Raw genomic sequence first — 23,280 nt, 5'->3', positions numbered from 1 at the left:
TTGGGCGGGATCGTGGCGGCGTATGTGGCCGGGGTGTTCTCGTTGGAGGGCGCGGTGGCGTTGGTGGCGGCGCGGGCCCGGTTGATGCAGCAACTGCCTGTGGGTGGGGCGATGTTGGCGGTGGGGGCGAGTGAGGCGCAGGTGGTGGCGTTGCTGGCCGAGGGCCGTCCCGGGGTGGTGGGGGTCGCGGCGGTGAACGGCCCGGCGTCGGTGGTGGTCTCGGGTGAGGGCGAAGCCGTCGAGGCCGTCGGGCGGTTGTGTGTCGAGCGTGGTTGGCGGTCCTCGCGGCTGGTGGTGTCGCACGCGTTCCATTCGGTGTTGATGGAGCCGGTGGTGGCGCAGCTGCGGGAGGCGGTGGCGGGCATTGACCTGTCGGAGCCGTCGATTGCGCTGGCCTCGGACGTGACGGGTCGGATGGCGACGGGTGCCGAGGTGTGTGATCCGGAGTACTGGGTGCGTCAGGTGTGTGAGCCGGTGCGGTTCGCGGATGCGGTGGCGGCGGCCCGGGCCGAGGGCGCATCGGTGTTCGTGGAGCTCGGTCCGGAGGCGGCGCTGACGCCGATGGTCGCCGAGTGCACGGCCGGCACCGACGCCGCCACCATCCCCCTCCAGCGCCGAGGCCGCCACCCGAGGGAGACCCTGGCCGCGGGACTCGCCACCGCCTTCGTCCGCGGCACCCCGGTCGACTGGGCCGCCACCGTGACCGGCGCGCGCCGGGTGGACCTGCCGACCTACCCCTTCCAGGGCCGCCCCTACTGGCTCGACCACGAGTCGCCTGCGCCGCAGCCCGCGGCGCAGCCGCTGCCGGAGCCCGCCGCCGAACACACGGACAGCGGGTTCTGGGAGGCCGTCGAGCACACCGACCTCGACCGGCTCACCGAACTGCTGGACGTCCCCGCGGACGCGTCGCTTCGCGACCTGCTGCCCGCGCTCTCCGCCTGGCGCACCGAGGACCGCGCCGCGCGGACCGCCCGGTCCTGGCGTCACGAGCTGCGCTGGGAGCCGTGGACGCCCGCCGCGGCCGACGCCGCGCCCACCGGGCGATGGCTCCTCGTCCACACCGCCGCCGGCGGCGCGGGCGCCGCCGCGGTGGCGGAGGCGCTCAGCTCCCGCGGCGCCCAGGTGCTGCGCCGCGAGCTCGACGCCAAGACCGCCGACCGGGCCGAACTCGCCGCCTGGCTCGGCGAGTCGGCCGGCGCACCGGGTCTCGCCGGGGTCGTCTCGCTGCTCGGGGCGGCGCCGGAGGAGGGCGACGACGGACCGGGCCTGGTCCGCGCCGTGACGGCCACCGTCACCCTGGTCCAGGCGCTGGCGGACGCGGGCACCGCCGCCCCGCTCTGGTGCCTGACGGCCGGTGCCGTCTCGGTGCTGGGCGAGGACGTGGCCTCCGCGACGGGCGCCGGGATCTGGGGCCTGGGCGGCGTCGTCGGTCTCGAACACCCGCTCAGCTGGGGCGGGTTGGTCGATCTGCCCGCCACCCCCGACGAGCGCTCCCTGACCACCCTGCTCGCCGTCCTGGCCGACGCCGGGGGAGAGGACCAGTTCGCGATCCGACCGCTCGGCACCTTCGGCCGCCGCCTGGCCCGCCCCGTCGGCGCGGACGGCCCCGCCCGTCCGGCCCGCCGCTGGCGGACCGGCGGCACCGCGCTGATCACCGGTGGCACCGGAGCCCTGGGCGGACACGCGGCCCGCTGGCTGGCCGCCCGCGGCGCCGAGCGGGTGCTGGTGCTGAGCCGCCGGGGCCCGGACACCCCCGGCGTCGACGGGCTGCGGGCCGACCTCGCGGCCACCGGCGTCGACCTGGTGCCGATCGCCTGCGACCTCACCGCCCCCGACGCCGCCGACCGGCTCGGCGAGGTCCTGCGCGAGGAACTCCCGCGCATCCGCACCGTGTTGCACGCCGCCGGGGTCGCCGGCCCGGCCCGGCTGCTCGACACCCACCCGGCCGGGATCGCCGCCACCGTCACCGCCAAGGTCGCCGGGGCGCTGGCCCTGGACGAGTTGTTCGCCACGGCCGAGCTCGACGCCTTCGTGCTCTACTCCTCCGGCGCCGGGGTCTGGGGCGGCGCCGCGCAGGGCGCCTACGCGGCCGCCAACGCCCACCTGGACGCGCTCGCCCAGCGCCGTCGGCAGCGCGGACTGACCGCCACCGCCGTCGCCTGGGGCCCCTGGGCGGCCGGCGGCATGGCCGACGGAGAGGCCGGACGCCACCTGAGCCGGATCGGTGTTCGGCCGATGGACCCCGCCACCGCCCTGACGGCCCTCGGACAGGCCCTGGACGAGGACGTGACCTGCGTGACGGTCGCCGACGTGGACTGGACCCGACTCGCGCGCAGCTACGCCGCCGCCCGCCCCCGGCCACTGATCGCCGACCTCGTCGGGCCCGACCGCCCGGCGGCCGACCTTGAGCAGCCGACGAGCCCGGCGCCCGGCAGCGCGCCGCACCCGCTCCGGGACCGCTCCGCCGAGCGTTCCCCCGCCCAACTGGCCGCCGAACTGCTCGACCTGGTCCGCACCGAGGTGGCCGCCCAGCTCGGCCACCCCGACGCCGGCGCCGTCGACCCGCACCAGCCCTTCCGGGAGATGGGCTTCGACTCGCTGGCCACCGTCGGGCTCGCCCGACGGCTCGGCGAGGCCACCGGTCTCGACCTCCCCAGCACCCTGGTCTACGACCACACCAGCCCGACCGCGCTCGCCGGGCACCTGGTCCGGGCCCTGGCCGAAGGGACCGCCGCCCGCCACGTGCCGCAGCCGGAGCAGGGCGCGCAGGAGTCCAACGAACTGCTCGGCTCCGTCTACCGCGCACTGGCCCTGCGCGGGCAGATGGACGACGCGGAGGCGCTGCTGGTCGGCGCGTCCGGACTGCGCGAGGTCAGCGCTGACCTGCCGCGGCTGGCCGAGCTGGCCGGCTTCGTCCGGATGTCGCAAGGCGGCGAGCACCCGCGGCTGATCTGCTTCCCGCCGTTCGCCCCGGTCGACGGCGCCATCCAGTTCGGTCGGCTGGCGACCGCCTTCGACGGGTTCTGCGGCACCGCCGTCCTGACCGTCCCCGGCTTCCGCACCGGCGAGCCGCTCGCGGCCTCCCGCGACGTCCTGCTGGACCTGCTCGCCGACGCGGCCCTGCGCTGCGCCGAGGGCGAGCCGTTCGTCCTGCTCGGCTACTCCTCCAGCGGCTGGCTCGCCCACGGCGTCGCCGGCCGGCTCCAGGCGGCCGGGGCCGCGCCGACCGGCCAGGTGCTGCTGGACACCTACCTGCCGGCCACCATGTCGCGCCGCATGCGCAAGGCGATGAACTATGAGGTGATCGTGCGTCGGCAGGCATTCACCGCGCTCGGCTACGTCGGGCTCACCGCGATCGGCAGCTACCGGCGGATGTTCCGCGGCTGGGAGCCCGAGCCGACCACGGTGCCGACACTGTTCGTCCAGCCGTCGCGCTGCGTGCCCGGCGCACCCGAGGAGCCGATGACCGGCGAGGACTGGCGTTCCTCCTGGCCCCACGAGCACACCGCCGTGGAGGTCGAGGGCGACCACTGCACCATGATCGGCGAGCACGCGGACCAGACCGGTGCCGCGGTGCGCGCCTGGATCGCGGGGCTGTCCCGGCCCGCCCGATGACCCCGGCCGGATCAGTGACCCCGGTCGGACCGATGCCCGTGGTCGGACCGATGACCGCACGACAGACGAAGGGACCATCACCCATGCCCCAGACCACCGCCACGACGACCGCACCGCTGCTTCCGGTGCCAGGTTCGACCGGACACCTCGACGCGGCCTTCCTCGCCGACCGGGCCGCCATCCAGGACCTCATCGCCGCCTACAGCCTGTACTACGACTCCGGCGACTTCGACGCGCTCGGCGACCTGTTCACCGAGGACGCGACCTTCACCTTCACCCCGGCCCCCGAGGGCTTCCCGCCGTCGGTGACCACCCGCGAGCGGATCGTCTTCGCGATGGCCGCGCTGTACCGCCACCACACCGGGACGCGCGGCGCCCACCAGCGCCACCTCACCAGCAACACGGTGGTCACCCGCCTGGACGGGACCACCGCCGAGGCGCGCTCGCTGCTCGCCATCTGCTTCGCCCTCGACGACGGCACCCACGAGATCGGCCGCAGCGGCTCGTACGTCGACCGGCTGGAGAAGGACGGGCAGCGCTGGCGCATCGCGAGCCGCCACGTGTGGTTCCGGGACCTCCCCCGGATCGCCGCCACCACCCCGGACGGACCGGAGGGAGCAGCGTGATCCCCGTCCTGGACCTCGTCCAGATCTCCTCCCTGCCCGACGCGGAACGCGAGCTCGGACAACTCGCCCGCCGCCACCCGGTCATACGCACCCGGCAGGCCGACGGCACCGAGGCGTGGACCGTCCTCGGCGCCGAGCCCGCCCGGCGGCTGCTCGGCGACCCCCGGCTCTCCAGCGACCTCCACCGGTACGCGCCGCACGCCGCGCAGATAGCGGACGCGCCGATAGTCCTCTTCGAGCAGGACAACCCGGACCACGCGCGCTACCGGCGGCTGGTCAGCGCCGCCTTCGCCTCCCGCGCGGTGCGCTCGCTGGAACCCCGCCTCGCCGAGATCGCCCGCGGCCTGCTGGACGGCCTGCCCGCCGAAGGGGAGGCCGACTTCGTCACCGCCTTCGCCAACCCCTTCCCGCTGGAGGTGATCTGCGAGCTGCTCGGCGTGCCGCGGGCGGACCGCGAGGCCTTCCACGCCCGGGTCAAGAACATGGACTCGCCGGCGGCGCCGGTCCGCCAGGCCGCGATGGACGCCTTCGCCGCCTACTGCACCAACCTGGTCGAAGCGAAGCGCAGGCAGCCGACCGATGACCTGCTGAGCGAGCTCGTCGGCGCGCGGCTGGACGACGGACACGCCCTCAGCCTGGAGGAACTCGTCGGCTTCTGCTCCGTCCTGCTGTTCGCCGGGCACGTCACCACGGCTCACGTCATCGCCAGCGCGCTGCTCGAACTCCTCAACCGCCCCGACGAGTTGGCCGCGCTCCGAGCCGACCCGGCACTGGTGGCGGGCGCCACCGAGGAGGCGCTGCGCTACCGCGGCTCCCTGCTGTCGACCACCAACCGGGTCGCGCTCGACGACATCGACATCGAGGGCGTGACCGTCCGCAAGGGTGAGCTGGTCCGCTTCCTGCCCTCGGCCGCCAACCGGGACCCGGCCGTCCGCGCCGATCCGCACGCCTTCGACCTGCGGCGCCCGACCACCGCGCACCTCGCCTTCGGTCACGGCCCGCACTTCTGCCTCGGCCACCAACTGGCCCGGCAGGAGATCAGAGTCGCGCTGACCGAGATCCTGTCCCGCTACCCCGTCCTGGAACTCGCCGTCCCGCCCGGGCGGTTGACCTGGCACCCCTCGGACTTCCTGCGCGGGCTCACCGAACTCCCGCTGCGCTTCGCCACCTGACCGGCCGCACCGCACCGGTGCCACCAAGAGAAACGGATCCCCCCGATGCCCGACCCAGACCTCCCGGAGCTGAGCCGGCGCTGGCTCCGGCAGTACCGCCCGGCCCCCGAGGCCGCCGTCACCCTGGTCGCCTTCCCGCACGCCGGCGGCTCCGCCAGCTACTTCCAGCCGCTGTCCGGTGTCCTCGGGCCGGGGGTTGAGGTGCTCTGCCTGCAGTACCCGGGCCGGCAGGACCGCCGCCGCGAACCCTGCCTGGACACCGTCGAGGCGTTCGTCGACGCCATCGGCGCGGTGCTGCGGCCCCGCACCGAACGGCCGATGGTGTTCTTCGGGCACAGCATGGGTGCCGTACTCGGCTACGAGACCGCCCGCCGGCTGGAGGCCGAGGGCGACGTCGACCTGCTCGGCCTGATCGTCTCGGGTCGCCGCTCGCCGACCACCACGCGGCACGAGACCGTGCACCTGCGCGACGACGCCGGCATCCTCGCCGAGGTCCGGCGGCTGAACGGCACCGACGCCGCGCTGCTGGACGACGAGGACATCCGGCAGATGATCCTGCCGTGCCTGCGCGCCGACTACACGGCGGTGGAGACGTACGTTCACCGGGACGGGCCGGCGCTGCGCTGCCCGATCAGCGTGCTGACCGGGGACGCCGACCCGCAGGTGACCCGGCAGGAGGCGGAGCGCTGGTCGGAGGTCACCTCCGGAGGGTTCCGGCTCCAGGCCTTCCCCGGAGGGCACTTCTTCCTCAACTCCCAGCACGGCCCGGTGACCAGGGCGCTCACCGAGGCCCTCGCGGACTTCCGCGCCGCCGCGGCCCCGCCGCGAGGCTGATCCGTCCGACGGCCGTGCCCCGGCGGCCCGCCGGGGCACGGGCGGTCGCGATCCCCAGGCGCACCCGGCCCGCCGCGCCGGGATCCGGGAGCGATCTACCATGAAATGCAAGGTTCTCTCGATCCCCGCACCTGCCCACAGTGGAACGGTAGGGAGGCCGGCATGGAGTTCGGGAACGGATTCGGGCGAGTGGACGGCTCACGCTATCTGCCGATCTCCGAGCACGGCCTGATCGGCGATCTCCGCACCGCCGCGCTCGTCGGCACCAACGGCACCATCGACTGGTACTGCTGCCCGCGTTTCGACGCACCGAGCGTGTTCGCGTCCATCCTCGACGCCGACCGGGGCGGGTCGTTCGAGCTGGCCGCCGACGTGCCCGCGCGTACGCGGCAGTTCTACTTCCCCGACACCAACGTGCTGATCACCAGGTTCTACGCCGCCGACGGGGTGGCGGAGATCCAGGACTTCATGCCGGTCGTCGACGAGTCGCGCGAGGCCTCCCGGCACCGGCTGATCCGGCGGGTGATGTGCGTCCGGGGAACCCTTCCGTTCGGAGCGCGGATAGCTCCCCGCTTCGGCTACGGCGCCGAGGCGCACACCGCACGCGTGCAGGCCCACGAGGCCGTCTTCGAGTCCCCGTCGATCTCACTGGCGCTGACCTCCACCGCGCCGCTCGAATGCGACGGCACGGACGTGTGGTCGCACTTCAAGCTCCTCGAAGGCGAGTCCGTGGTGTTCGCCCTCGACCGGATCGGCGACGACGTCCGCCCGCGGGCCTGTCCGCACGCCGAGGCGGAGGAGCAGTTCGAGGCGACGGTCCGGTTCTGGCGCCACTGGCTGGGCCGCTCCCGCTACCGCGGCCGGTGGCGGGAGATGGTGCACCGCTCGGCGCTGGCGCTGAAGCTGCTCACCTACGTGCCGACCGGTGCGATCGTGGCCGCGCCGACGACCAGCCTGCCCGAGCGGGTCGGTGGTGAGCGCAACTGGGACTACCGGTACGTCTGGATCCGCGACGCCGCCTTCTGCGTCTACGCCATGCTGCGCCTGGGCTTCACCTCGGAGGCCGAGGCCTTCATGAGCTTCGTCTCCGAGCGGGGGATCATGCGGGGCGGGGGCGCGACCGGACCACTGCAGATCATGTACGGCATCGACGGCCGCTGTGACCTGCCCGAATTCGAGCTGCCCCACTTCGAGGGCCATCTGGGGTCCGCTCCGGTGCGGGTGGGAAACGCTGCCACCAAGCAGCTCCAACTGGACATCTACGGGGCACTGATCGACTCCATCTACCTGTACGACAAGTGGGGGCAGCCCATCAGCAGCGACCACTGGGACGAGGTCGGCTCCGTGGTGGACTGGCTCTGCGACCACTGGGACCAGCCCGACGAGGGCATCTGGGAGACCCGGGGCGGTCGGAGGAACTTCGTCTACTCGCGGCTGATGTGCTGGGTGGCGATCGAGCGCGGCATCCGGATGGCCAACCGGCGCGGCCTGCCGGCCGATCTTCCGCGCTGGCGGCAGAGCCGGGACGCGATCTACCGGCAGATCATGCGACAGGGCTGGTCGGCCGAGCGCGGGGCGTTCGTCCAAGGACTGGGCGACGACGTACTCGACGCCTCCGTGCTGATGATGCCGATGGCCAAGTTCATCTCGCCCACCGACCCCAAGTGGCTCGCGACCCTGGAGGCGCTCACCGCGGACCTGGTCTCCGACTCGCTGGTCTACCGCTACGATCCGGAGGCCAGCCCGGACGGCCTGCGGGGCTCCGAGGGCACGTTCTCGATCTGCTCCTTCTGGTACGTCGAGGCGCTCACCCGCGCCGGACGCCTGGAGGAGGCCCGGCTGGCCTTCGAGAAGATGCTCACCTACGGCAACCACCTCGGTCTCTACGCCGAGGAGATCGGCCGGACCGGAGAACAACTCGGCAACTTCCCGCAGGCGTTCACCCACCTCTCGCTGATCAGCGCCGCCTTCAACCTCGACCGCGCCCTCGGCTGAGCCCCTGCTACGGCGGGCCGTCGCGCGTGCCGACGAGCAGACTGGAAGGGCCGTCCCCTCCAGCCCTGCGACGATCCCGGGTGGTGAACCATGGCAGAGGCCACCGACGCGGCGCGGACCGTGCTCCTGACCGTGGACGACGATCCCGCCGTATCGCGTGCTGTGGCCCGGGACCTCCGCCGCCGCTACGGGGACCGCTACCGGGTGGTCCGCGCCGAGTCCGGCGCGTCGGCGCTGGAGGCGCTGCGCGAGCTGAAGCTGCGGGGCGCGCCGGTCGCGGTGATCCTGGCCGACTACCGGATGCCGCAGATGAACGGCATCGAGTTCCTGGAGGAGGCGCTCGACCTGTACCCCGGGGCCCGACGGGTGCTGCTCACCGCCTACGCCGACACCAACGCCGCCATCGACGCCATCAACGTCGTCGACCTCGACCACTACCTGCTCAAGCCGTGGGAGCCACCGGAGGAGAAGCTCTACCCGGTGGTGGACGACCTCCTGGAGTCCTGGCGGGCCGGCGACGGTCGCACCGTGGACACCACCAAGGTCGTCGGCCACCGCTGGTCGGCCCGGTCCTCGCAGATCCGGGAGTTCCTCGCCCGCAACCAGGTGCCGTACCGGTGGTACTCCAGCGAGGAACCGGAGGGCAGGCGGCTGCTGGCCGCCGCGGGGCAGACGGGCTTGCGGCTGCCGCTGGTGGTGACCCCGGGCGGCACCGCGCTCGTCGAGCCCACGGAACGGGACCTGGCCGCCCACGTCGGGCTGTCGACGACGCCCGCGGCCGACTTCTACGACCTGGTCATCGTCGGCGGCGGCCCCGCCGGCCTCGGCGCGGCCGTCTACGGAGCCTCGGAGGGGCTGCGCACCGTCCTCGTGGAACGCGAGGCGACCGGCGGCCAGGCCGGCCAGAGCTCCCGCATCGAGAACTACCTGGGCTTCCCCGACGGGGTCTCCGGCGCGCAGCTCACCGAGCGGGCCCGCCGCCAGGCCACCAGGTTCGGGGCGGAGCTGCTCACGGCCTGCAAGGTCACCGGCCTGGAGGTGAACGGGGCCGCCCGCACGCTGCGCTTCGCCGACGGCTCCGCCGTCTCCGCCCAGGCCGTGATCCTCGCGACGGGCGTGTCGTACCGGCAGCTGGACGTGCCGGGGACGGCCGAGCTGACCGGACGCGGGGTCTACTACGGCTCGGCGCTGACCGAGGTCGCCGCCTGCCAGGGGCAGGACGTGTACATCGTCGGCGGGGCGAACTCCGCCGGCCAGGCCGCGATGTTCCTCGCCCGGACCGCCCGGCGGGTCACGCTGCTGGTGCGGGCGCCGCAGCTGGCCGCCTCCATGTCGTACTACCTGCTCCAGCGGGTCCAGGAATCCCCTGCCATCACGGTGCGCACGGACACGGTCGTGGAGGCCGCGCACGGCAAGGACCACCTGGAAGGGCTGACCCTGCGCAACCGGGCGACCGGGCGGACCGAGACCGTCGACGCCCAGTGGATGTACGTCTTCATCGGCGCCGCCCCGCTGACCGACTGGCTGGAGGGCACCGTGCTCAGGGACTCGCACGGCTTCGTGCTGACCGGGCCCGACCTGAGCGCCGACGGGGGCCCGCCCGCCGGATGGGTGCTGGACCGGCCGCCCTACCACCTGGAGACCAGCGTGCCGGGGGTGTTCGCGGCCGGAGACGTGCGCGCGGAGTCCGCCAAGCGGGTCGCCTCGGCCGTCGGCGAGGGCGCCATGGCCGTCATGCTCGCGCATCGCTATCTGGAGCAGTCATGACCGCCGGCCCGGCCAAGTGCGAGGAGCGGGAACTGCGGACGCTGTTCCTGTTCGAGAAGCTGGCCCCCGACCAGCTCGCCCGACTGTGCCGGGACGGCCACGTGGAGTGGTTCGACCCGGGCCCGGTGTACCGGGAGGGCGATCCGGCCGAGAGCTTCTACGCGCTCTTCCAGGGAACCGTGGTGCTCTCGCGCCGCGTGGGCGGTCAGGAGGTGGACGTCATCCGCACGTCCGCGCCCGGGGTGTACGCCGGGGCCTTCCAGGCCTACCTCGGCGACCAGGTGCCGCAGGTGTACAACAACTCGCTGCGGGTGACCGAACGGTCGAGGTTCTTCGTCCTGCCCGCGGAAGCCTTCGCGCGGATGATGCACGAATGGTTCCCGATGGCCGTCCACTTGCTGGAGGGCCTGTTCTTCGGGTTCAAGAACACCCAGGAGGCGATCGGCCAGAGGGAACGGCTGCTGGCCCTCGGCTCCGTGACCGCCGGACTCACGCACGAGCTCAACAACCCCGCTGCCGCCGCCATGCGCGCCACCTCCGCGCTGCGGGAGCGCATCGCCCGGGCACGCCGCGAGTTCGGCGAGCTCGCCGCCGGGCCGAACCGGGGCGAGGACCTGGCCCCCCTGGGAGAGCTTCAGGACATGACCGTCCGCCGGACGGGGCAGGCCCCGCGCCTCAGCCCGCTGCAGGCCGCGGACCTCGAGGACGAGGTCGGCGACTGGCTGGAGGAGCACGACATCGCCGACGGCCGGCAGCTGGCCCCGGTCCTCGTCCAGGCGAGCCTGGGCACCGACTGGTTGGACGACATCGCGGGCGCGGTCCCCGAGCACCTGTTGGGCAGCGCACTGAACTGGCTGGGCTGCACGGTCGAGGCGGAACTGCTGCTGGGCGAGATCGAGGACGCCGCCCACCGCATCTCCGCGCTCATCGGTGCGGCGAAACAGTACACGCAGCTCGACCGGGCCCCGTACCAGAACGCGGACGTGCACGAGCTGCTGGACAGCACGCTGCTGCTGCTCGCCGCGAAGCTCGGCCCGGAGATCACCGTCGTGCGCGACTACGACCGCACGTTGCCCGGCGTTCCCGGCTACCCCGCTGAGCTGAACCAGGTCTGGACGAACCTGATCGACAACGCCGCCTGGGCCATGCGCGGCGACGGAGGCGGGGGCGGCACGCTGACGGTGCGCACCGCACGGGACGGGGACCGGATGCTCGTCGAGTTCCGCGATACCGGTCCCGGCGTGCCCGCCGACGTCCAGAGCCGGGTCTTCGACCCGTTCTTCACCACCAAACCCGTCGGCGAAGGCACCGGACTGGGCCTGGACATCGCCTGGCGCATCATCGTCAACCGGCACGGCGGCGACCTACGACTCGAGTCCGTCCCCGGCGACACCCGCTTCCAGGTCCGGCTCCCGATCAACCCCGCACAGCCCGACACCCCGCAGGAGCCCCCCATGAGCACCGAGAACCCGATCGACCCCACCGTGCCGCCGAGCGGCCTCGGGTGCGTCGAGTGCGACGCCGCGGGCGGCTGGTGGTACCACCTGCGGCGCTGCGCGCGCTGCGGCCACATCGGCTGCTGCGACGACTCTCCGTCCAAACACGCCACGGCGCACGCCGAGGCGACCGGCCACCCGGTGATCCGCAGCTTCGAACCGGGCGAGAGCTGGTTCTGGAACTACGACACCTCGGAGCTCTACGAATCGGGGCCCGAGCTGGCCGCGCCCGACAGCCACCCCCTGGACCAACCCGTCCCCGGGCCGGCCGGCCGGGTGCCGGCCGACTGGGCCGAGCGCATCGGCTAGCCGGGCCGGCCGACGGGCCTCGGTGATGAGGGTGCAGAGCAACTCCGCAGCACGGCTTTCGAGGGCCTCGTGGCCGCACCCGGCACGGTCGGGCCTGACGTGAGAGAAGCCGGGATCGGTGTGAGACTGGGCACGAAAGGGGTGATCCCCGTGTCGGACCCACCGCACGTGTCCGCCGGTTCCGACACTGTCGTCGACGAGAACCGGCTGGAAGAGCTGATCTGCGAGGCGCAGACGGCCCTGCCGTACGAACTGCCCGCGCTGGCGAACCGGTGCGCCGAGGCCCTCCGCCTGGACGCCGCGCTGATCTACCTCGTCGACCTGCAACAACGGCTGCTCATCCCACTGGACGAGGCCATGGAGCCGCTGCCGGTCGACGACTCGTCGGCCGGCTGGGCGTACCGCACGGTCTCCCCGCATGTGGCCGACGCCGACGACGGCGTGATCATCTGGATGCCTCTGGTCGACGGTTCGGAGCGGCTGGGCGTGCTGGCGGTGCGGACCGCCTTGCTCGACGGAGTGCGGATGCGCCGCAGCCGGATGCTGGCCCATCTGCTGGCCATGCTGATCACCTCCAAGCGCGCCTACAGCGACTGGCTGGCCGCCCGCACCCGCACCAGGACCATGCGGTTACCCACCGAGATGCTGCGGGCCTTCCTTCCCTCCCACACCGTCGGCAGCACCAGGTGCGTCTCGACCGCGGTCCTGGAACCCGCGTACGACGTAGCCGGCGACGCCTACGACCACTCGGTGGTCAAGGACGTGCTGCACACCATGATCCTCGACTCGATGGGTCACGATCTGGCCTCCGGCCTGACCACGTCAGTCGCCTCTTCGAATGGCACCCGCACGACCGGTGAGGCGGTGCTGCGCCGTGTGCCCCGTTCCTGACGGACGGTAGGGCGCCCCGGTTCAGGGGACGGTCCTCACCGATCTGTCCCGTGGGTGGTGGAGCCGGTGGAGGTCGGCGTAGGCGGGGCTGTCGGCGAGGAGTTCCTCGTGGGTGCCCTGGGCGGTGATCCTGCCCTGTTCGAGCAGGACGATCTGGTCCGCGTCGCGGACCGTGAGCAGGTTGTGGGAGATGATGATCGTCGTGCGGCCGGCCATCAGCGCCCGCAGCGGGCCCATGATCCGCCGGGCCGACTCGGCGTCCAGGCCGGTGGTGGGTTCGTCCAGGACGAGGACGGGCGCGTCCCGGACCATCGCACGGGCGATGGCCAGACGCTGGCGCTGGCCGCCGGAGAGGAGTCGTCCGCGCTGGCCGACCACGGTGTCGTAGCCGTCGGGCAGCAGGCTGACGAACCCGTGGGCGTCCGCCGCCCTGGCGGCCGCCAGGATCTCGGCCTCGGTCGCCTCCGGGCGACCGTACGCGATGTTGTCCCGGACGGTGCCGTGGAAGACCAAGGTCTCCTGCAGGACCACGGCGACGTTCTCGCGCAGCTCGGTGAGCGACAGCTCGCCCAGAGCGACACCGTCGAGCCGCACCGTGCCGGCGGTCGGGTCGTAGAAGCGGAGCAGCAGCTTGGCGACGGTGGACTTCCCCGCACCGCTCGCACCGACCAGGGCCAGCGTCTTCCCCGGATCCGCCCCGAAGGACACCCCGGACAGTGCGGGCGCCGCCGCCTCCGGGTAGTTGAAGGTCACGTCGTCGAACTCGATCGCGCCCTGGGCCCGTCCGATCGCCCGCGGGGCCGGCGGGTCGGCGACCTGCGGGCGCTGGTCGAGCAGTTCGATGATCCGCTCGGCGGCGGCGGAGGCGCTGTAGAAGGTGTTGCCGAGCCCGGACATGCCCCGGATCGGGCTGTAGAGCCGGCTCAGCAGTGCGAGGAAGACCATCAGGCCGCCGAGGGTGAGCCGGCCTTGGACCAGTTCCCACGTCCCGAGGCCCATCACCGCCAGGCCGCCGAGTAGCTCGATGAACTCGACCGTCGGTGCGTAGAGCGCTCCGATCCGGGTCGAGGCCATCGCGGCGTGGTACCGGCCGATGCTCTCGCGCTGGAACCTGGCGTGCTCCCAGTCCTGGCGGTTGTACGCCTGGACCAGCGCGATGTTGCCGAGCGCCTCCTCGGTGACCGCGCTGATCGAACCGCCGCGCCGGCGGCGTTCGCGCGAGGCCGCCTGGATCAGCTTGGCGAAGCGGCGGGCGGTGAGGACGAACAGCGGTGCGGCGACCAGCGCGGTCAGCGTCAGGTCCCAGCGCAGCGCCAGCAGCAGGCCCACGTAGATGCCCAGCCGCGCCACCTCGCCGATCGCGCTGACGATCCCGGAGAGCAGGAAGGTCTCGACCGCGTCGACATCGCCGGTCAGCCGGGACAGTACGTCGCCGAGCTGCCGCCGCTCGAAGAAGCCCAGTGACAGACCCTGGACGTGCCGGAACACGTCCGATCGCAGGATGAGCAGGAAGCGCTCGCTGACCCAGGTGGACGTCACCCGGCCGGCGAAGCCCAGCGCGCCGGAGAGCAGGGCCAGGCCGGCGTAGGCGAGGGCGATCGGCAGGAACAGGTTCAGCCTGTGCGGGATGAGCATGTCGTCGATCACGATCTTGAACAGCCAGATCTCCGCCGCCTCGATCGCCGGGCCCACCGAGACCAGGACGAGCAGCACCGCCAGCCAGCGGCGCCCGCCCTTGGTGTAGGGCCAGAAGCGCCGGAATACGTCCCGGAGCGGGACCGGCGGTGCGGCGGCGACCAGCGCGTCGGAACCCTCGACGACGAGCAGCCCGCGCAGAGCCTCGCGGAGACTCCGTTTCCGCGTCATCTCACGGTCTTCATCTCATGGTCTTCCCGCTGCCTGCCACCGAGTCTGGAACCCGCCGGGTGGCGCGAACCGGACGGACCGGGCGGGCGAACGGCAGGCCGGGCACCAAACATGCCCGACCTGCCATCGCAACGGGTTGGAAGCGTTCAGCTACTGCGGACGTCAATCCCAGCCGCCGCCGTAGCCACCGCCGCCGCCGCGGCCGCCACGTCCGCCGCCTTCGCCGAAGTCGCGGCCGAAATCGCGGTCAAAGTCGCGGCCGAAGTAGCGGCCGAAGTCGCGGCCGAAGTCGCGGTCGAAGTCGCGGTAACCGTAGCCGCCGCCATAGCCGCCGCCGTAGCCGCCGCCACCGCTACGGAACCTGCCGAGGTCACTGAGGTTTGCGAGGAATCCCATGATCAAACCTTCCTACGATTCCCCCTCAAACCATCGTTAATCCGGGCCCATGGCATCGCAAGCAGAATCCGGGAAAAAGATAGAGAATTAAAAGTTCGTCAGAATATCACAATTGGCCGAGCAGGCTCGTAGCATCGTCGGCAAAATAAAGACAAATCTTGGTTGAGTGCAAGTCAACAGCGTGCGCGGCGAGCCGGTGTGCTGCGGCCGTGGAGCGGGCGTGCCACCCCATGGGGTGCGGCGCCGTCGCGACTGTTGTCTGCGTCGCGTCAAGTCGGCCCCGGCCAGAGGCGGGCCGGGTGGCCGGAACCGCGAGAGGGCCCGTGCGGCGCGGGTTGCGCGGGCACGGGCCCTGTCGGGGTCATCCTGGTGGTCCCTGTCCGGCCCCCAGGGTGTGGGGGGTCAAGGTCGCGGTGTGGTGCTGGGGTGGGCCGAGGGGTCGGCTTAGTACCAGTGGTGGGTCTGCCAGAAGGCCCAGGCGGCGTTGGGGTTGCCGTAGCGGGTGTTCATGTAGTCCAGTGCCCACTTGATCTGGGTGCGCGGGTTGGTCTTCCAGTCGGCGCCGGCGGAGGCCATCTTGGAGGCGGGCAGGGCCTGGCCGAGGCCGTAGGAGCCGGAGCTGGGGTTGGTCGCGGTGACGTTCCAGCCGGACTCGTGGGAGATGATCTGGCTGAAGGAGGCGAGCTGGTCGGCCGGGACCATCTGGGCGGCGATGGCCTGGGGGGAGGCGTCGGCGGCGGAGGCGACGGTGGGGACCACGGCGGCACCCAGGGCGGTCAGACCGGCGGCGCCGGCGAAGATCGCGGCGGAGGTGCGCATTCGCATCTTGATAGCGGGCATAGACCTGGACCTCAATCGGGTTGGGCCGTGTCGCGCCCCGTGGTGGACCGTGGCCGGACAGGGGCCGAACGGTCGCGGGGTGCGAGGTGGCGGTGAGCCGTTCACCGGAGGGACAGGTGCCGGTGGGGCTTGGTGCAGCAATTGTTGCCAGGTGGGATCGGTTTCCGACAAGACCCCCTTGTTACGATCCACCGTCGTACTCCAGGGCTTCGCCGGGGTCGGTCTGCGGGCCCGGTTGTGCGGCCGGTGACCGCTCTGAGCTGGGCGGATGCCGCGATCGGGGGTCTCGGGTGGCGCGGGCGGCGGCTACTATCGCCGGTCGTCGAGGGTTTCGGGTGTGAGCGGGCTCACGGTTTATGTCAGCGTTTGCCCGTTTTGTCCGTCACTGGGCGACTCGCCGTCCGTGCTCTGAGTGCAGGTGATCTTCCCGGGTTGAGGCAGCGCACGGACCAGCCGCCCGACTTCCCACGCGGACCGGAATGGGCCTTCCGAGCCTGTGGTTGTAGCTCGGTAAAGGTGATTCCAACCGGCTTTCGAGGAGTTCACATGGCTCCGTCGCTGAACGGTTCGACCGCCCTGGTCACCGGCTCGACCAGTGGCATCGGCCGGGCGGTCGCGCAGGTCCTGGCCGAGCGGGGCGCGCACGTGGTCGTCTCCGGCCGCGATGCCGCCCGTGGGGAGCAGGCCGTGCGGGAGATCCGTACGGCAGGGGGGAAGGCCGACTTCGTTCAGGCCGACCTGGCCAGTGCGGACGCCGCCCGCCGACTGGCCCGCGAGGCGGGGCGGCTGACCGGCGGCATCGACATCCTGGTCAACAACGCGGGCATCTATCCGTTCGCCGGTACCACCGACACCACCGAGGAGGTCTTCGACCAGGTCTTCGACGTGAACGTCAAGGCCCCCTTCTTCCTGGCCGCCGAGCTGGTCCCCGCCATGGTCGACAAGGGCGGCGGCGCGATCGTCAACGTGAGCTCCCTCGCGGCCGACAAGGCCGTGGTCGGGGCCACCGCCTACGGTTCGAGCAAGTCCGCGATCAACCAGCTCACCCGGATCTGGGCGGCCGAGTACGGCCCGGCCGGCGTACGGGTCAACGCCGTCCTCCCGGGCGTGACCGAGACCGAAGGCGTGCAGGCCACGCTCAGCGATGAGACCCGCGGCGAGATCCTCGCCCTGACCCCCGCCGGCCGGGCCGGACTGCCCGACGAGGTCGCCGAGGCCGTGGCCTTCCTCGTGTCCGACGCCGCCTCCTACGTCAACGGCGCCCTGCTCACCGTGGACGGCGGCGCGTCCGTCCGCTGACCCCGTCCGCTGCTCCGCGCGCGCCCACGGACCCCGGGGCGCCGACCTGCCCGGCGGTCCGCCGGCCCTCGTCGGCTTCGGGTATGCGCATCGCCGGGCCGGGTGGCAGCGTGGAGGTGGGGGGCCGGATGCGCGGGGACGGCCTGCATGCACAAGGTGGACAGCCACGTCGCTGGGGGCGCGGAACCGGGCGGACCGGGGGAACACCGGTCCGCCGGGGGTCGGCTGCGCTCGCGGCTGCGGGCGCGCAGTGTCGCCGGGCAGGTGTTCCTATGGCTGCTGGTCGTCGTGGTGCTGCTGGTCGGCGCCGGGCTGACGGCGCTCATCCTGCAGGCCCACAGCCACGCCACGAGTGATGCCGTGCACCGCACGCGCGCCGCGGCCGTCACCCTGGCGCAGGTCCCCACGGTGGTGAACGCCCTGGGCAGCGCCGACCCGACCGCGGAGCTGCAGCCGCTGGCCCTGAAGATCGCGAAAAAGGGCGGCTTCGACTACGTCGCGATCGCCAACCCCGAGGGGATCCGCTACGCCCAGACCGCCCAGCCCGAGCTGATCGGGCAGCGCCTCATCGGCCCGTACCAGCCGGCCCTCAAGGGACCGATCACCATCAGCTTCACCGCGCCCATCGGACGGGTCGTGGAGAGCAGCGCGCCGGTCACCAGGCCGGACGGTTCGGTCGCCGGCCTCGTCCAGGTCGGCTACACCGTCGCGCACGCGGGCAGCGCGGTGAGCGGGCAGTTGCCGATCGTGTTCGGCGGCGCGGTCGCCGCGTTCGCAGTGGGGACGGGCGGGGCGGTGCTGGTGCGGCGGCGGCTGCGTCGCCAGACGCACGGCCTGGGCCCGGCCGAGATGACGCGGATGTACGAGCACCACGACGCGGTGCTGCACGCGGTGCGCGAGGGCGTGCTGATCGTCGGCGGGGACGGCCGGGTACTGCTGGCGAACGACGAGGCCCGGCGGCTGCTGGAGCTGCCGCCGGAGGTGGAGGGACGGCCGGTCACCGAGTTCGGGCTCGATCCGGGGCTGGCCGGGCTGCTGGCGTCCGGGCGGGCCGCCACCGACGAGGTGCACCTGGCCGAGGACCGGTTGCTCGCCGTCAACAACCGCCCCACCGCGCCGTTCGGCGGCGGGCCCGGCAGCGTCGCGACGATCCGGGACACCACCGAGCTGCGGGCACTGGCCGGGCAGGCCGAGGCGGCTCGGGCCCGGCTGAAGCTGCTCTACGACGCCGGGCTTCGGGTCGGCACCACCCTGGACATCGTGCGGACCGCCCAGGAGCTGGCGGATGTGGCGGTTCCCCGCTTCGCGGACTTCGTCACGGTCGAGCTGGCCGAGGCGGTGCTGCGCGGTGACGAGCCGCTCCCGGGCACGGGCGTCGCGGGAGGCCCGCGGATCCGCCGGGTGGCCGCCGGCGGCATCCGCGAGGACCGGCCGTTCTACCCGGTGGGCTCGCAGATCAGCCCGCTGCCCGGCACACCGGAGGCCGTTGCCCTGGGGAGCGGGCGCGCCACGCTGGTGGCCGACCTGCGCCAGGCACACGCCTGGTGGGCCCGCGACCCGCAGACCGCCGACCGGATCCTCGCGTACGGGGTCCACTCGCTGGTCTCCACGCCGCTCAGGGCGCGCGGCCTGACCCTGGGCACGGTCACCTTCTGGCGCTCGGGGCAGTCCGCACCGTTCGGGGAGGAGGACGTCGCCTTCGCCGAGGAACTGATCGCCCGCGCGGCGATGTCCATCGACAACGCCCGCCGCTACACCCGCGAGCACCGGATGGCCGAGGCGCTGCAGCGCAGCCTGCTACCCCGCGGACTGCCCGAGCAGAACGCCATGGAAGTGGCCTACCGCTACCGGCCGGCGCAGCGGGGGGTCGGCGGGGACTGGTTCGACGTCATCCCGCTGCCCGGCTTCCGCGTGGCCCTGGTCGTCGGCGACGTCGTCGGCCACGGCCTGCACGCCGCCGCCACCATGGGCCGACTGCGCACGGCCGTCCTCAACTTCGCCGCCCTCGACCTGCCCCCGGACGAGCTGCTCGGCCGCCTCGACGAACTGGTCGGCCGACTCGACCAGGGCGAGGCGGCGGTGGGAGAGGGTGACATCGAGGGCGAGCTGGCGGTCGCGGGCGCCACCTGCCTGTACGCGATCTACGACCCGGTCTCCGGGCGCTGCACGATGGCGCGGGCGGGCCACCCACCGCCCGTGCTGATGCACACCGACGGCAGCGTGGACTACGTCGACCTGCCGGCCGGGCCGCCACTCGGCGTGGGCGGCCTGCCCTTCGAGACCACCGAACTCCAGCTGGCACCCGGTGCCGCACTGGTCCTCTACACCGACGGACTCGTCACCGGCCGCGAGCGCGACCTGGAGAACGGACTCGCCGCGCTGCACCGTTCGCTGACCGAGGCCCACGCGGACGGGACCCCGGACGAGACCTGCCGGGCCGTGTTCGACGCGCTGGTCCCGTCGCGTCCGAGCGACGACATCGCGCTCCTCGTCGCCCGCACGCAACTGCTCGCGCCCGACCAGGTGGCCACCTGGGACGTACCCGACGACCTCGCCGCCGTCTCCCGCATCCGCAACGCATGCACCGACCAGCTGACCGCCTGGGGCCTGGAGGAACTGAGCTTCACCACCGAGCTGATCCTCAGCGAGCTGATCACCAACGCCCTCCGCTACGGCGCCGAGCCCATCCGTGTCCGCATGCTGCGCGACACCAGCCTGGTCTGCGAGGTCTCCGACAGCAGCAGTACCGCCCCGCACCTGCGCTACGCCGCCACCATGGACGAGGGCGGCCGGGGCCTGTTCCTGGTGGCCCAGCTGGCCGAGCGGTGGGGGACCAGGTACACGGCCCGCGGCAAGGTCATCTGGTCGGAGCAGCCACTGACCGCACCGGAGCTCCAGTTCGAGGCGATGCTGCTCTGACCCCCGCGGGGTTCTCGCCCGGGTGTTCGCGCGGCGCCGGCACTGCTCGTACGTCGCCGTACGCCAGTACCATGGGTCCGGCTCCAGGGGTGCTGCGAAGCGGGGTGCCGTTCAAGCTCCATGACTGTCCGTCAGCGATTCGTCGCGACCGGATCGTCGGTCAGGTTGACGACCGGGAGCGGGTGTCCGCGGGGCCGTTGTGGTCGCTGGAGGGTGGGGTGGACACGATGGGGGGGCTCGCGTTGGATCGCCTGGGTGGGAGTGTGACCGGCCGGCCCGCGCCCGCGGTGCTGCCCCCGTCGCTGCGCGTGTGGTTCGGGCTGGTTGCGGCCTTCGCCGCGTTGGTGGTCGTCGTGCTCGGGATCCGGTATGCCGACGAGGGCGAGCCCGGCCGGGTGGACGCGCGGATCGGGGCGGCGGTGGACGGTGTGGGGCCGCCGTGGCGGTCCGTCGCCCTGGCCGTGGACTCCTTGGGGGAGCCGGTGGGAGCCGCGACGCTGGTCGTGGCCGCCGTGGCGGGCTGCCTGCTGTTTCGGCGTCCTCGCGCCGCGGTGTTCGTCGTCGCCGGCGTCGGCGTGGCCGTGGGGACGGCCACGGTGCTCAAGCACCTGGTGGGACGCACCATCCACGGCGAGAACCTCTCCTACCCGAGCGGGCACACCGCCTTCCTCACCGCGCTCGCCCTCACGGCGGCGATGCTCGCGACCCGCCGCCGAGGCCGGGACGGGCTCGGCCTCGGCAGGGTGGCCGGCACCTCGCTCGTGCTCGCCGCGGCGCTGGTCGCCGGCGCCGCCATGGGCTGGGCGCAGGTCGCGCTGGGCGCGCACTACCCGACCGACGTCCTCAGCGGCTGGTGCACCGCGCTGGCGGCGATACCGGCGACCGCGTGGCTGGTCGACCGGACCGCCGACCGGCTGGTCGGTCGGATGACCGACGCCGGTCGGCGGGAGCGTCGCTGACGCCGCGTCACGCCAACCGGCGGAACACGGGCTTCACCGGCCGGCCGGCCAGCCAGGGGGTGGGGTCGGCGGCGTCCAGTGCCTTCCGGTACACGGCACATGCCTGGGCCACCACGTCGACGGTGAGGTCGATGTCGGCGTCGTCGAGCGCGCTGCTCACCACGAACGACGGGGCCAGCACTCCGCCCGCGAGGAGCTGGCGCAGGAACAGGGTGCGGTACCGCTGCGACGGCTGTCGGTTCTCGTCGAGGGTGGCGAAGACCAGGTTGCTGGCCCGGCCCCGGACGACGACGTGGTCGCCGACGCCCATGCAGGCGGCGGCCTCGCGGACACCGGCGGCCAGCCGCTCTCCGAGGGCGTGCAGCCGGGCGGTGACGCCCTCCTCGACGTAGGTGGTCTGCACGGCCATCGCGGCGGCCAGCGAGTGCGTCTCCGCACCGTGTGTGGTGGACAGCAGGAACACCCGGTCGCCGGAGTGGCGCAGCCCGCCCCGCTCCATCAGGTCGCGGCGCCCGGCCAACGCGGAGACGGCGAACCCGTTGCCCAGCGCCTTGCCGAACGTGGAGAGGTCGGGGACGACGCCGTACAGGCTCTGGGCGCCCGCCTCGGACCAGCGGAAGCCGGTGATCATCTCATCGAAGATCAGTACGCAGCCGTGCCGGTCGGCCAGCTCGCGCAGGCCGGCGAGGTACCCGGGCGGCGGCTCGGTGTGGCCGGCGGGTTCGAGGATCAGGCAGGCGACCTCGTCCCGGTAGCGGGTGAGCAGTTCCTCCGTGGCGGCCAGGTCCCCGTAGGGGAACGCCACGGTGAGCTCGGTGGTCGCGGCCGGAACACCGGCGGACATCGGCGTGGTGCCGATGAACCAGTCGTCGACGGAGAAGAACGGGTGGTCGCCGCAGATGGCCACCCGCGGGCGCCCGGTGACGGCGCGGGCGAGTCGCACGGCGGCGGTGGTGACGTCGGAGCCGTTCTTGGCGAACTTCACCATCTCGGCGGTCGGCACCGTGGCCAGGAAGCGTTCCGCGGCCTCGACCTCCACGATGGACGGCCGGACGAAGTTGCTGCCGCGGTCGAGCTCCCGCCGCACCGCCTCCAGCACGCGTGGGTGGGCATGGCCGAGGCTGACCGACCGCAGGCCGGAGCCGTACTCGACGTAGCGGTTGCCGTCGATGTCCCACACGTGGGCACCGCGGCCGTGGCTGATGACCGGGGCCAGGTTCTCGGGGTACTGGTCGTCGCCCTTGGCGTAGGTGTGCGCGCCTCCGGGGATCATGGCGTGCAGCCTCTCGTTCGCCGTCCGCGACCGGGGCAGGTGGAACTCTTCGGTGTCTCCGGTGACTTCGCTGTTCACGCCGATCTCAATTCTCCTCGTGTCGCAGGATCTCGGCGAGGCTCGGCGCCTCCCGGTCCCGCTTGGACATCGACAGGGCCGGCAGCGGCCAGGGGATGGCGAGCTCCGGGTCGTCGAAGGCGATCGTCACGTCCTCGGCCGGATCGTGCGGGCGGTCGATCCGGTACGAGACGTCGGCGGTCTCGGTCAGGGCCTGGAAGCCGTGCGCGCACCCCGCCGGGATGTACACGCTGACCTGCGTCTCGCCGGACAGCTCGAAGAAGGCCACGTTGCGGTAGGTCGGCGAGTCCGGGCGCAGGTCCACGACGACGTCGAAGACCTCCCCGTAGGAGCACCGCACCAACTTGGCCTCGCCCGCGCCGGAGCGCAGGTGCAGGCCGCGCAGCACGCCCTTCGCCGAGCGGGACACGCTGTGCTGGACGAAGGCGTTCGGGTCGAGGCCCACCGAGCGGAGCACGTCGGCGTCGAAGGTGCGGCAGAAGAAGCCGCGCTCGTCCGCGTACGGGGTCGGTCGGAACATGAACGCGCCGGCGATCGCCGGGACTTCGGTCGCCTTCACGGCGTCTCCCTCGAAGCGTGGGTGTGGTCGGTCGTCGGGAAGAGGATCGTGGTCAGGGCGGTGAACTGGTGATCGAGGCGCCGGACGGCGGCCCGGTTGCGTTCGGCGAGGGTCCGGCGGAGCTCCGCGGACCGCTTCTCCAGCTCCCGGAACTGCTCGATCAGCCGGTCGGCGTCGACCTCGCGCGCCGGGTGGCAGTACGCGTCCAGCCCCATCCGGGCCATCAGGGCGTCGCTCTTCGCCGCGTAGCTGAGGGCGAGCGTCGGGGTGCCGACCTTCAGCGCGCAGACCAGGTTGTGGTACCTGGTCGCCACCACGGTGTCGGCGGCGGCCGTCTCCTCCATCAGCTCGGCCAGCGAGGCCGCCCGGGAGGCGGTGACCAGTGG

17 protein-coding genes and 1 pseudogene are annotated in these 23,280 nt (G+C 72.8%); 12 read left to right on the top strand and 6 right to left on the bottom strand.

Going from position 1 to position 23,280, the window contains the following annotated elements; genetic code table 11:
- Nucleotides 1-12: 12 nt before the first annotated feature.
- The 9 genes and pseudogenes from ACFQ87_RS38540 to ACFQ87_RS38500 all read left to right on the top strand — a co-directional run bounded on the left by ACFQ87_RS38540 (nt 13) and on the right by ACFQ87_RS38500 (nt 12,705).
- The gene (locus ACFQ87_RS38540; protein WP_380615609.1) at nt 13-3,615 is read left to right on the top strand and encodes an SDR family NAD(P)-dependent oxidoreductase; all 3,603 of its coding nucleotides are present in this window, start codon (nt 13-15) and stop codon (nt 3,613-3,615) included.
- An 83-nt stretch (nt 3,616-3,698) separates the two neighbouring features.
- Nucleotides 3,699-4,241, top strand: coding sequence for a nuclear transport factor 2 family protein (locus tag ACFQ87_RS38535; protein ID WP_380615606.1), 543 nt, complete (start codon nt 3,699-3,701; stop codon nt 4,239-4,241).
- Nucleotides 4,238-5,413 carry a cytochrome P450 gene (locus ACFQ87_RS38530; RefSeq protein WP_380615605.1) on the top strand — a complete coding sequence of 392 codons (1,176 nt, stop codon included), beginning with the start codon at nt 4,238-4,240 and terminating at the stop codon, nt 5,411-5,413. Before ACFQ87_RS38535 ends, ACFQ87_RS38530 begins: the two co-directional genes overlap by 4 nt.
- A gap of 45 nt (nt 5,414-5,458) precedes the next feature.
- On the top strand, nt 5,459-6,247 hold the full coding sequence (locus ACFQ87_RS38525) for a thioesterase II family protein (protein ID WP_380615604.1): 789 nt from the start codon (nt 5,459-5,461) through the stop codon (nt 6,245-6,247).
- Between the two features lie 162 nt (nt 6,248-6,409).
- Entirely contained in the window at nt 6,410-8,242 is a 1,833-nt protein-coding gene (locus ACFQ87_RS38520) for a glycoside hydrolase family 15 protein (protein WP_380615603.1), read from the top strand.
- 90 nt (nt 8,243-8,332) lie between these two features.
- On the top strand, nt 8,333-10,009 hold the full coding sequence (locus tag ACFQ87_RS38515; RefSeq protein ID WP_380615602.1) for an FAD-dependent oxidoreductase: 1,677 nt from the start codon (nt 8,333-8,335) through the stop codon (nt 10,007-10,009).
- Nucleotides 10,006-11,463: pseudogene (locus tag ACFQ87_RS38510) on the top strand (ATP-binding protein); the annotation flags it as partial. The gene ACFQ87_RS38515 and the pseudogene ACFQ87_RS38510, both read left to right, overlap by 4 nt.
- Nucleotides 11,464-11,814 (top strand): UBP-type zinc finger domain-containing protein, encoded by a 351-nt coding sequence (locus ACFQ87_RS38505; protein WP_380615608.1) that lies wholly within the window; start codon nt 11,464-11,466, stop codon nt 11,812-11,814.
- A gap of 150 nt (nt 11,815-11,964) precedes the next feature.
- The gene (locus ACFQ87_RS38500; protein WP_380615601.1) at nt 11,965-12,705 is read left to right on the top strand and encodes a hypothetical protein; all 741 of its coding nucleotides are present in this window, start codon (nt 11,965-11,967) and stop codon (nt 12,703-12,705) included.
- 21 nt (nt 12,706-12,726) lie between these two features.
- On the opposite strand, the gene ACFQ87_RS38495 is transcribed toward ACFQ87_RS38500, so the two are convergent.
- From ACFQ87_RS38495 to ACFQ87_RS38485, 3 genes are all read right to left on the bottom strand, one after another.
- Nucleotides 12,727-14,571, bottom strand: a complete 1,845-nt coding sequence (locus ACFQ87_RS38495) for an ABC transporter ATP-binding protein (protein ID WP_380615600.1) — start codon at nt 14,569-14,571, stop codon at nt 12,727-12,729.
- Nucleotides 14,572-14,733: 162 nt separating this feature from the next.
- Complete coding sequence (locus tag ACFQ87_RS38490; protein WP_380615599.1) at nt 14,734-14,967, bottom strand: hypothetical protein; 234 nt, start codon at nt 14,965-14,967, stop codon at nt 14,734-14,736.
- Between the two features lie 444 nt (nt 14,968-15,411).
- Nucleotides 15,412-15,792 carry a transglycosylase SLT domain-containing protein gene (locus ACFQ87_RS38485; RefSeq protein WP_380615607.1) on the bottom strand — a complete coding sequence of 127 codons (381 nt, stop codon included), beginning with the start codon at nt 15,790-15,792 and terminating at the stop codon, nt 15,412-15,414.
- Between the two features lie 561 nt (nt 15,793-16,353).
- Between ACFQ87_RS38485 and ACFQ87_RS38480 the strand changes: the two genes are divergently transcribed.
- The 3 genes from ACFQ87_RS38480 (at nt 16,354) to ACFQ87_RS38470 (ending at nt 20,984) form a co-directional block, all read left to right on the top strand.
- On the top strand, nt 16,354-17,106 hold the full coding sequence (locus ACFQ87_RS38480; RefSeq protein WP_380615598.1) for an SDR family NAD(P)-dependent oxidoreductase: 753 nt from the start codon (nt 16,354-16,356) through the stop codon (nt 17,104-17,106).
- Nucleotides 17,107-17,253: 147 nt separating this feature from the next.
- Complete coding sequence (locus tag ACFQ87_RS38475) at nt 17,254-20,025, top strand: SpoIIE family protein phosphatase (protein WP_380615597.1); 2,772 nt, start codon at nt 17,254-17,256, stop codon at nt 20,023-20,025.
- 263 nt (nt 20,026-20,288) lie between these two features.
- Entirely contained in the window at nt 20,289-20,984 is a 696-nt protein-coding gene (locus ACFQ87_RS38470) for a phosphatase PAP2 family protein (protein WP_380615596.1), read from the top strand.
- A gap of 7 nt (nt 20,985-20,991) precedes the next feature.
- Here ACFQ87_RS38470 and ACFQ87_RS38465 read toward each other — a convergent pair whose 3' ends face one another.
- The 3 genes from ACFQ87_RS38465 to ACFQ87_RS38455 all read right to left on the bottom strand — a co-directional run.
- The gene (locus tag ACFQ87_RS38465; RefSeq protein WP_380615595.1) at nt 20,992-22,335 is read right to left on the bottom strand and encodes a glutamate-1-semialdehyde 2,1-aminomutase; all 1,344 of its coding nucleotides are present in this window, start codon (nt 22,333-22,335) and stop codon (nt 20,992-20,994) included.
- 7 nt (nt 22,336-22,342) lie between these two features.
- Nucleotides 22,343-22,894, bottom strand: coding sequence for a dTDP-4-dehydrorhamnose 3,5-epimerase (gene rfbC, locus ACFQ87_RS38460; protein ID WP_380615594.1), 552 nt, complete (start codon nt 22,892-22,894; stop codon nt 22,343-22,345).
- Nucleotides 22,891-23,280, bottom strand: a 390-nt coding sequence (locus ACFQ87_RS38455; protein WP_380615593.1) for a polysaccharide pyruvyl transferase family protein, incomplete at its 5' end; no start/stop codon positions are given. The genes ACFQ87_RS38455 and rfbC, both read right to left, overlap by 4 nt.

Source organism: Kitasatospora sp. NPDC056531, assembly GCF_042794375.1.
GTDB lineage: Bacteria > Actinomycetota > Actinomycetes > Streptomycetales > Streptomycetaceae > Kitasatospora.
Note: the sequence above shows the minus strand (reverse complement) of the source record. Positions and strands in the feature narration are given on the sequence as shown.

Excerpts from the sequence above, each read along its gene's own strand:
- ACFQ87_RS38535 (WP_380615606.1), top strand. The coding sequence starts at position 3,699 with ATGCCCCAGACCACCGCCACGACGACCGCACCGCTGCTTCCGGTGCCA.
- ACFQ87_RS38525 (WP_380615604.1), top strand. The coding sequence starts at position 5,459 with ATGCCCGACCCAGACCTCCCGGAGCTGAGCCGGCGCTGGCTCCGGCAG.
- ACFQ87_RS38520 (WP_380615603.1), top strand. The coding sequence starts at position 6,410 with ATGGAGTTCGGGAACGGATTCGGGCGAGTGGACGGCTCACGCTATCTG.
- ACFQ87_RS38515 (WP_380615602.1), top strand. The coding sequence starts at position 8,333 with ATGGCAGAGGCCACCGACGCGGCGCGGACCGTGCTCCTGACCGTGGAC.
- ACFQ87_RS38505 (WP_380615608.1), top strand. The coding sequence starts at position 11,464 with ATGAGCACCGAGAACCCGATCGACCCCACCGTGCCGCCGAGCGGCCTC.
- ACFQ87_RS38495 (WP_380615600.1), bottom strand. The coding sequence starts at position 14,571 with ATGACGCGGAAACGGAGTCTCCGCGAGGCTCTGCGCGGGCTGCTCGTC.
- ACFQ87_RS38490 (WP_380615599.1), bottom strand. The coding sequence starts at position 14,967 with ATGGGATTCCTCGCAAACCTCAGTGACCTCGGCAGGTTCCGTAGCGGT.
- ACFQ87_RS38485 (WP_380615607.1), bottom strand. The coding sequence starts at position 15,792 with ATGCGAATGCGCACCTCCGCCGCGATCTTCGCCGGCGCCGCCGGTCTG.
- ACFQ87_RS38480 (WP_380615598.1), top strand. The coding sequence starts at position 16,354 with ATGGCTCCGTCGCTGAACGGTTCGACCGCCCTGGTCACCGGCTCGACC.
- ACFQ87_RS38475 (WP_380615597.1), top strand. The coding sequence starts at position 17,254 with ATGCACAAGGTGGACAGCCACGTCGCTGGGGGCGCGGAACCGGGCGGA.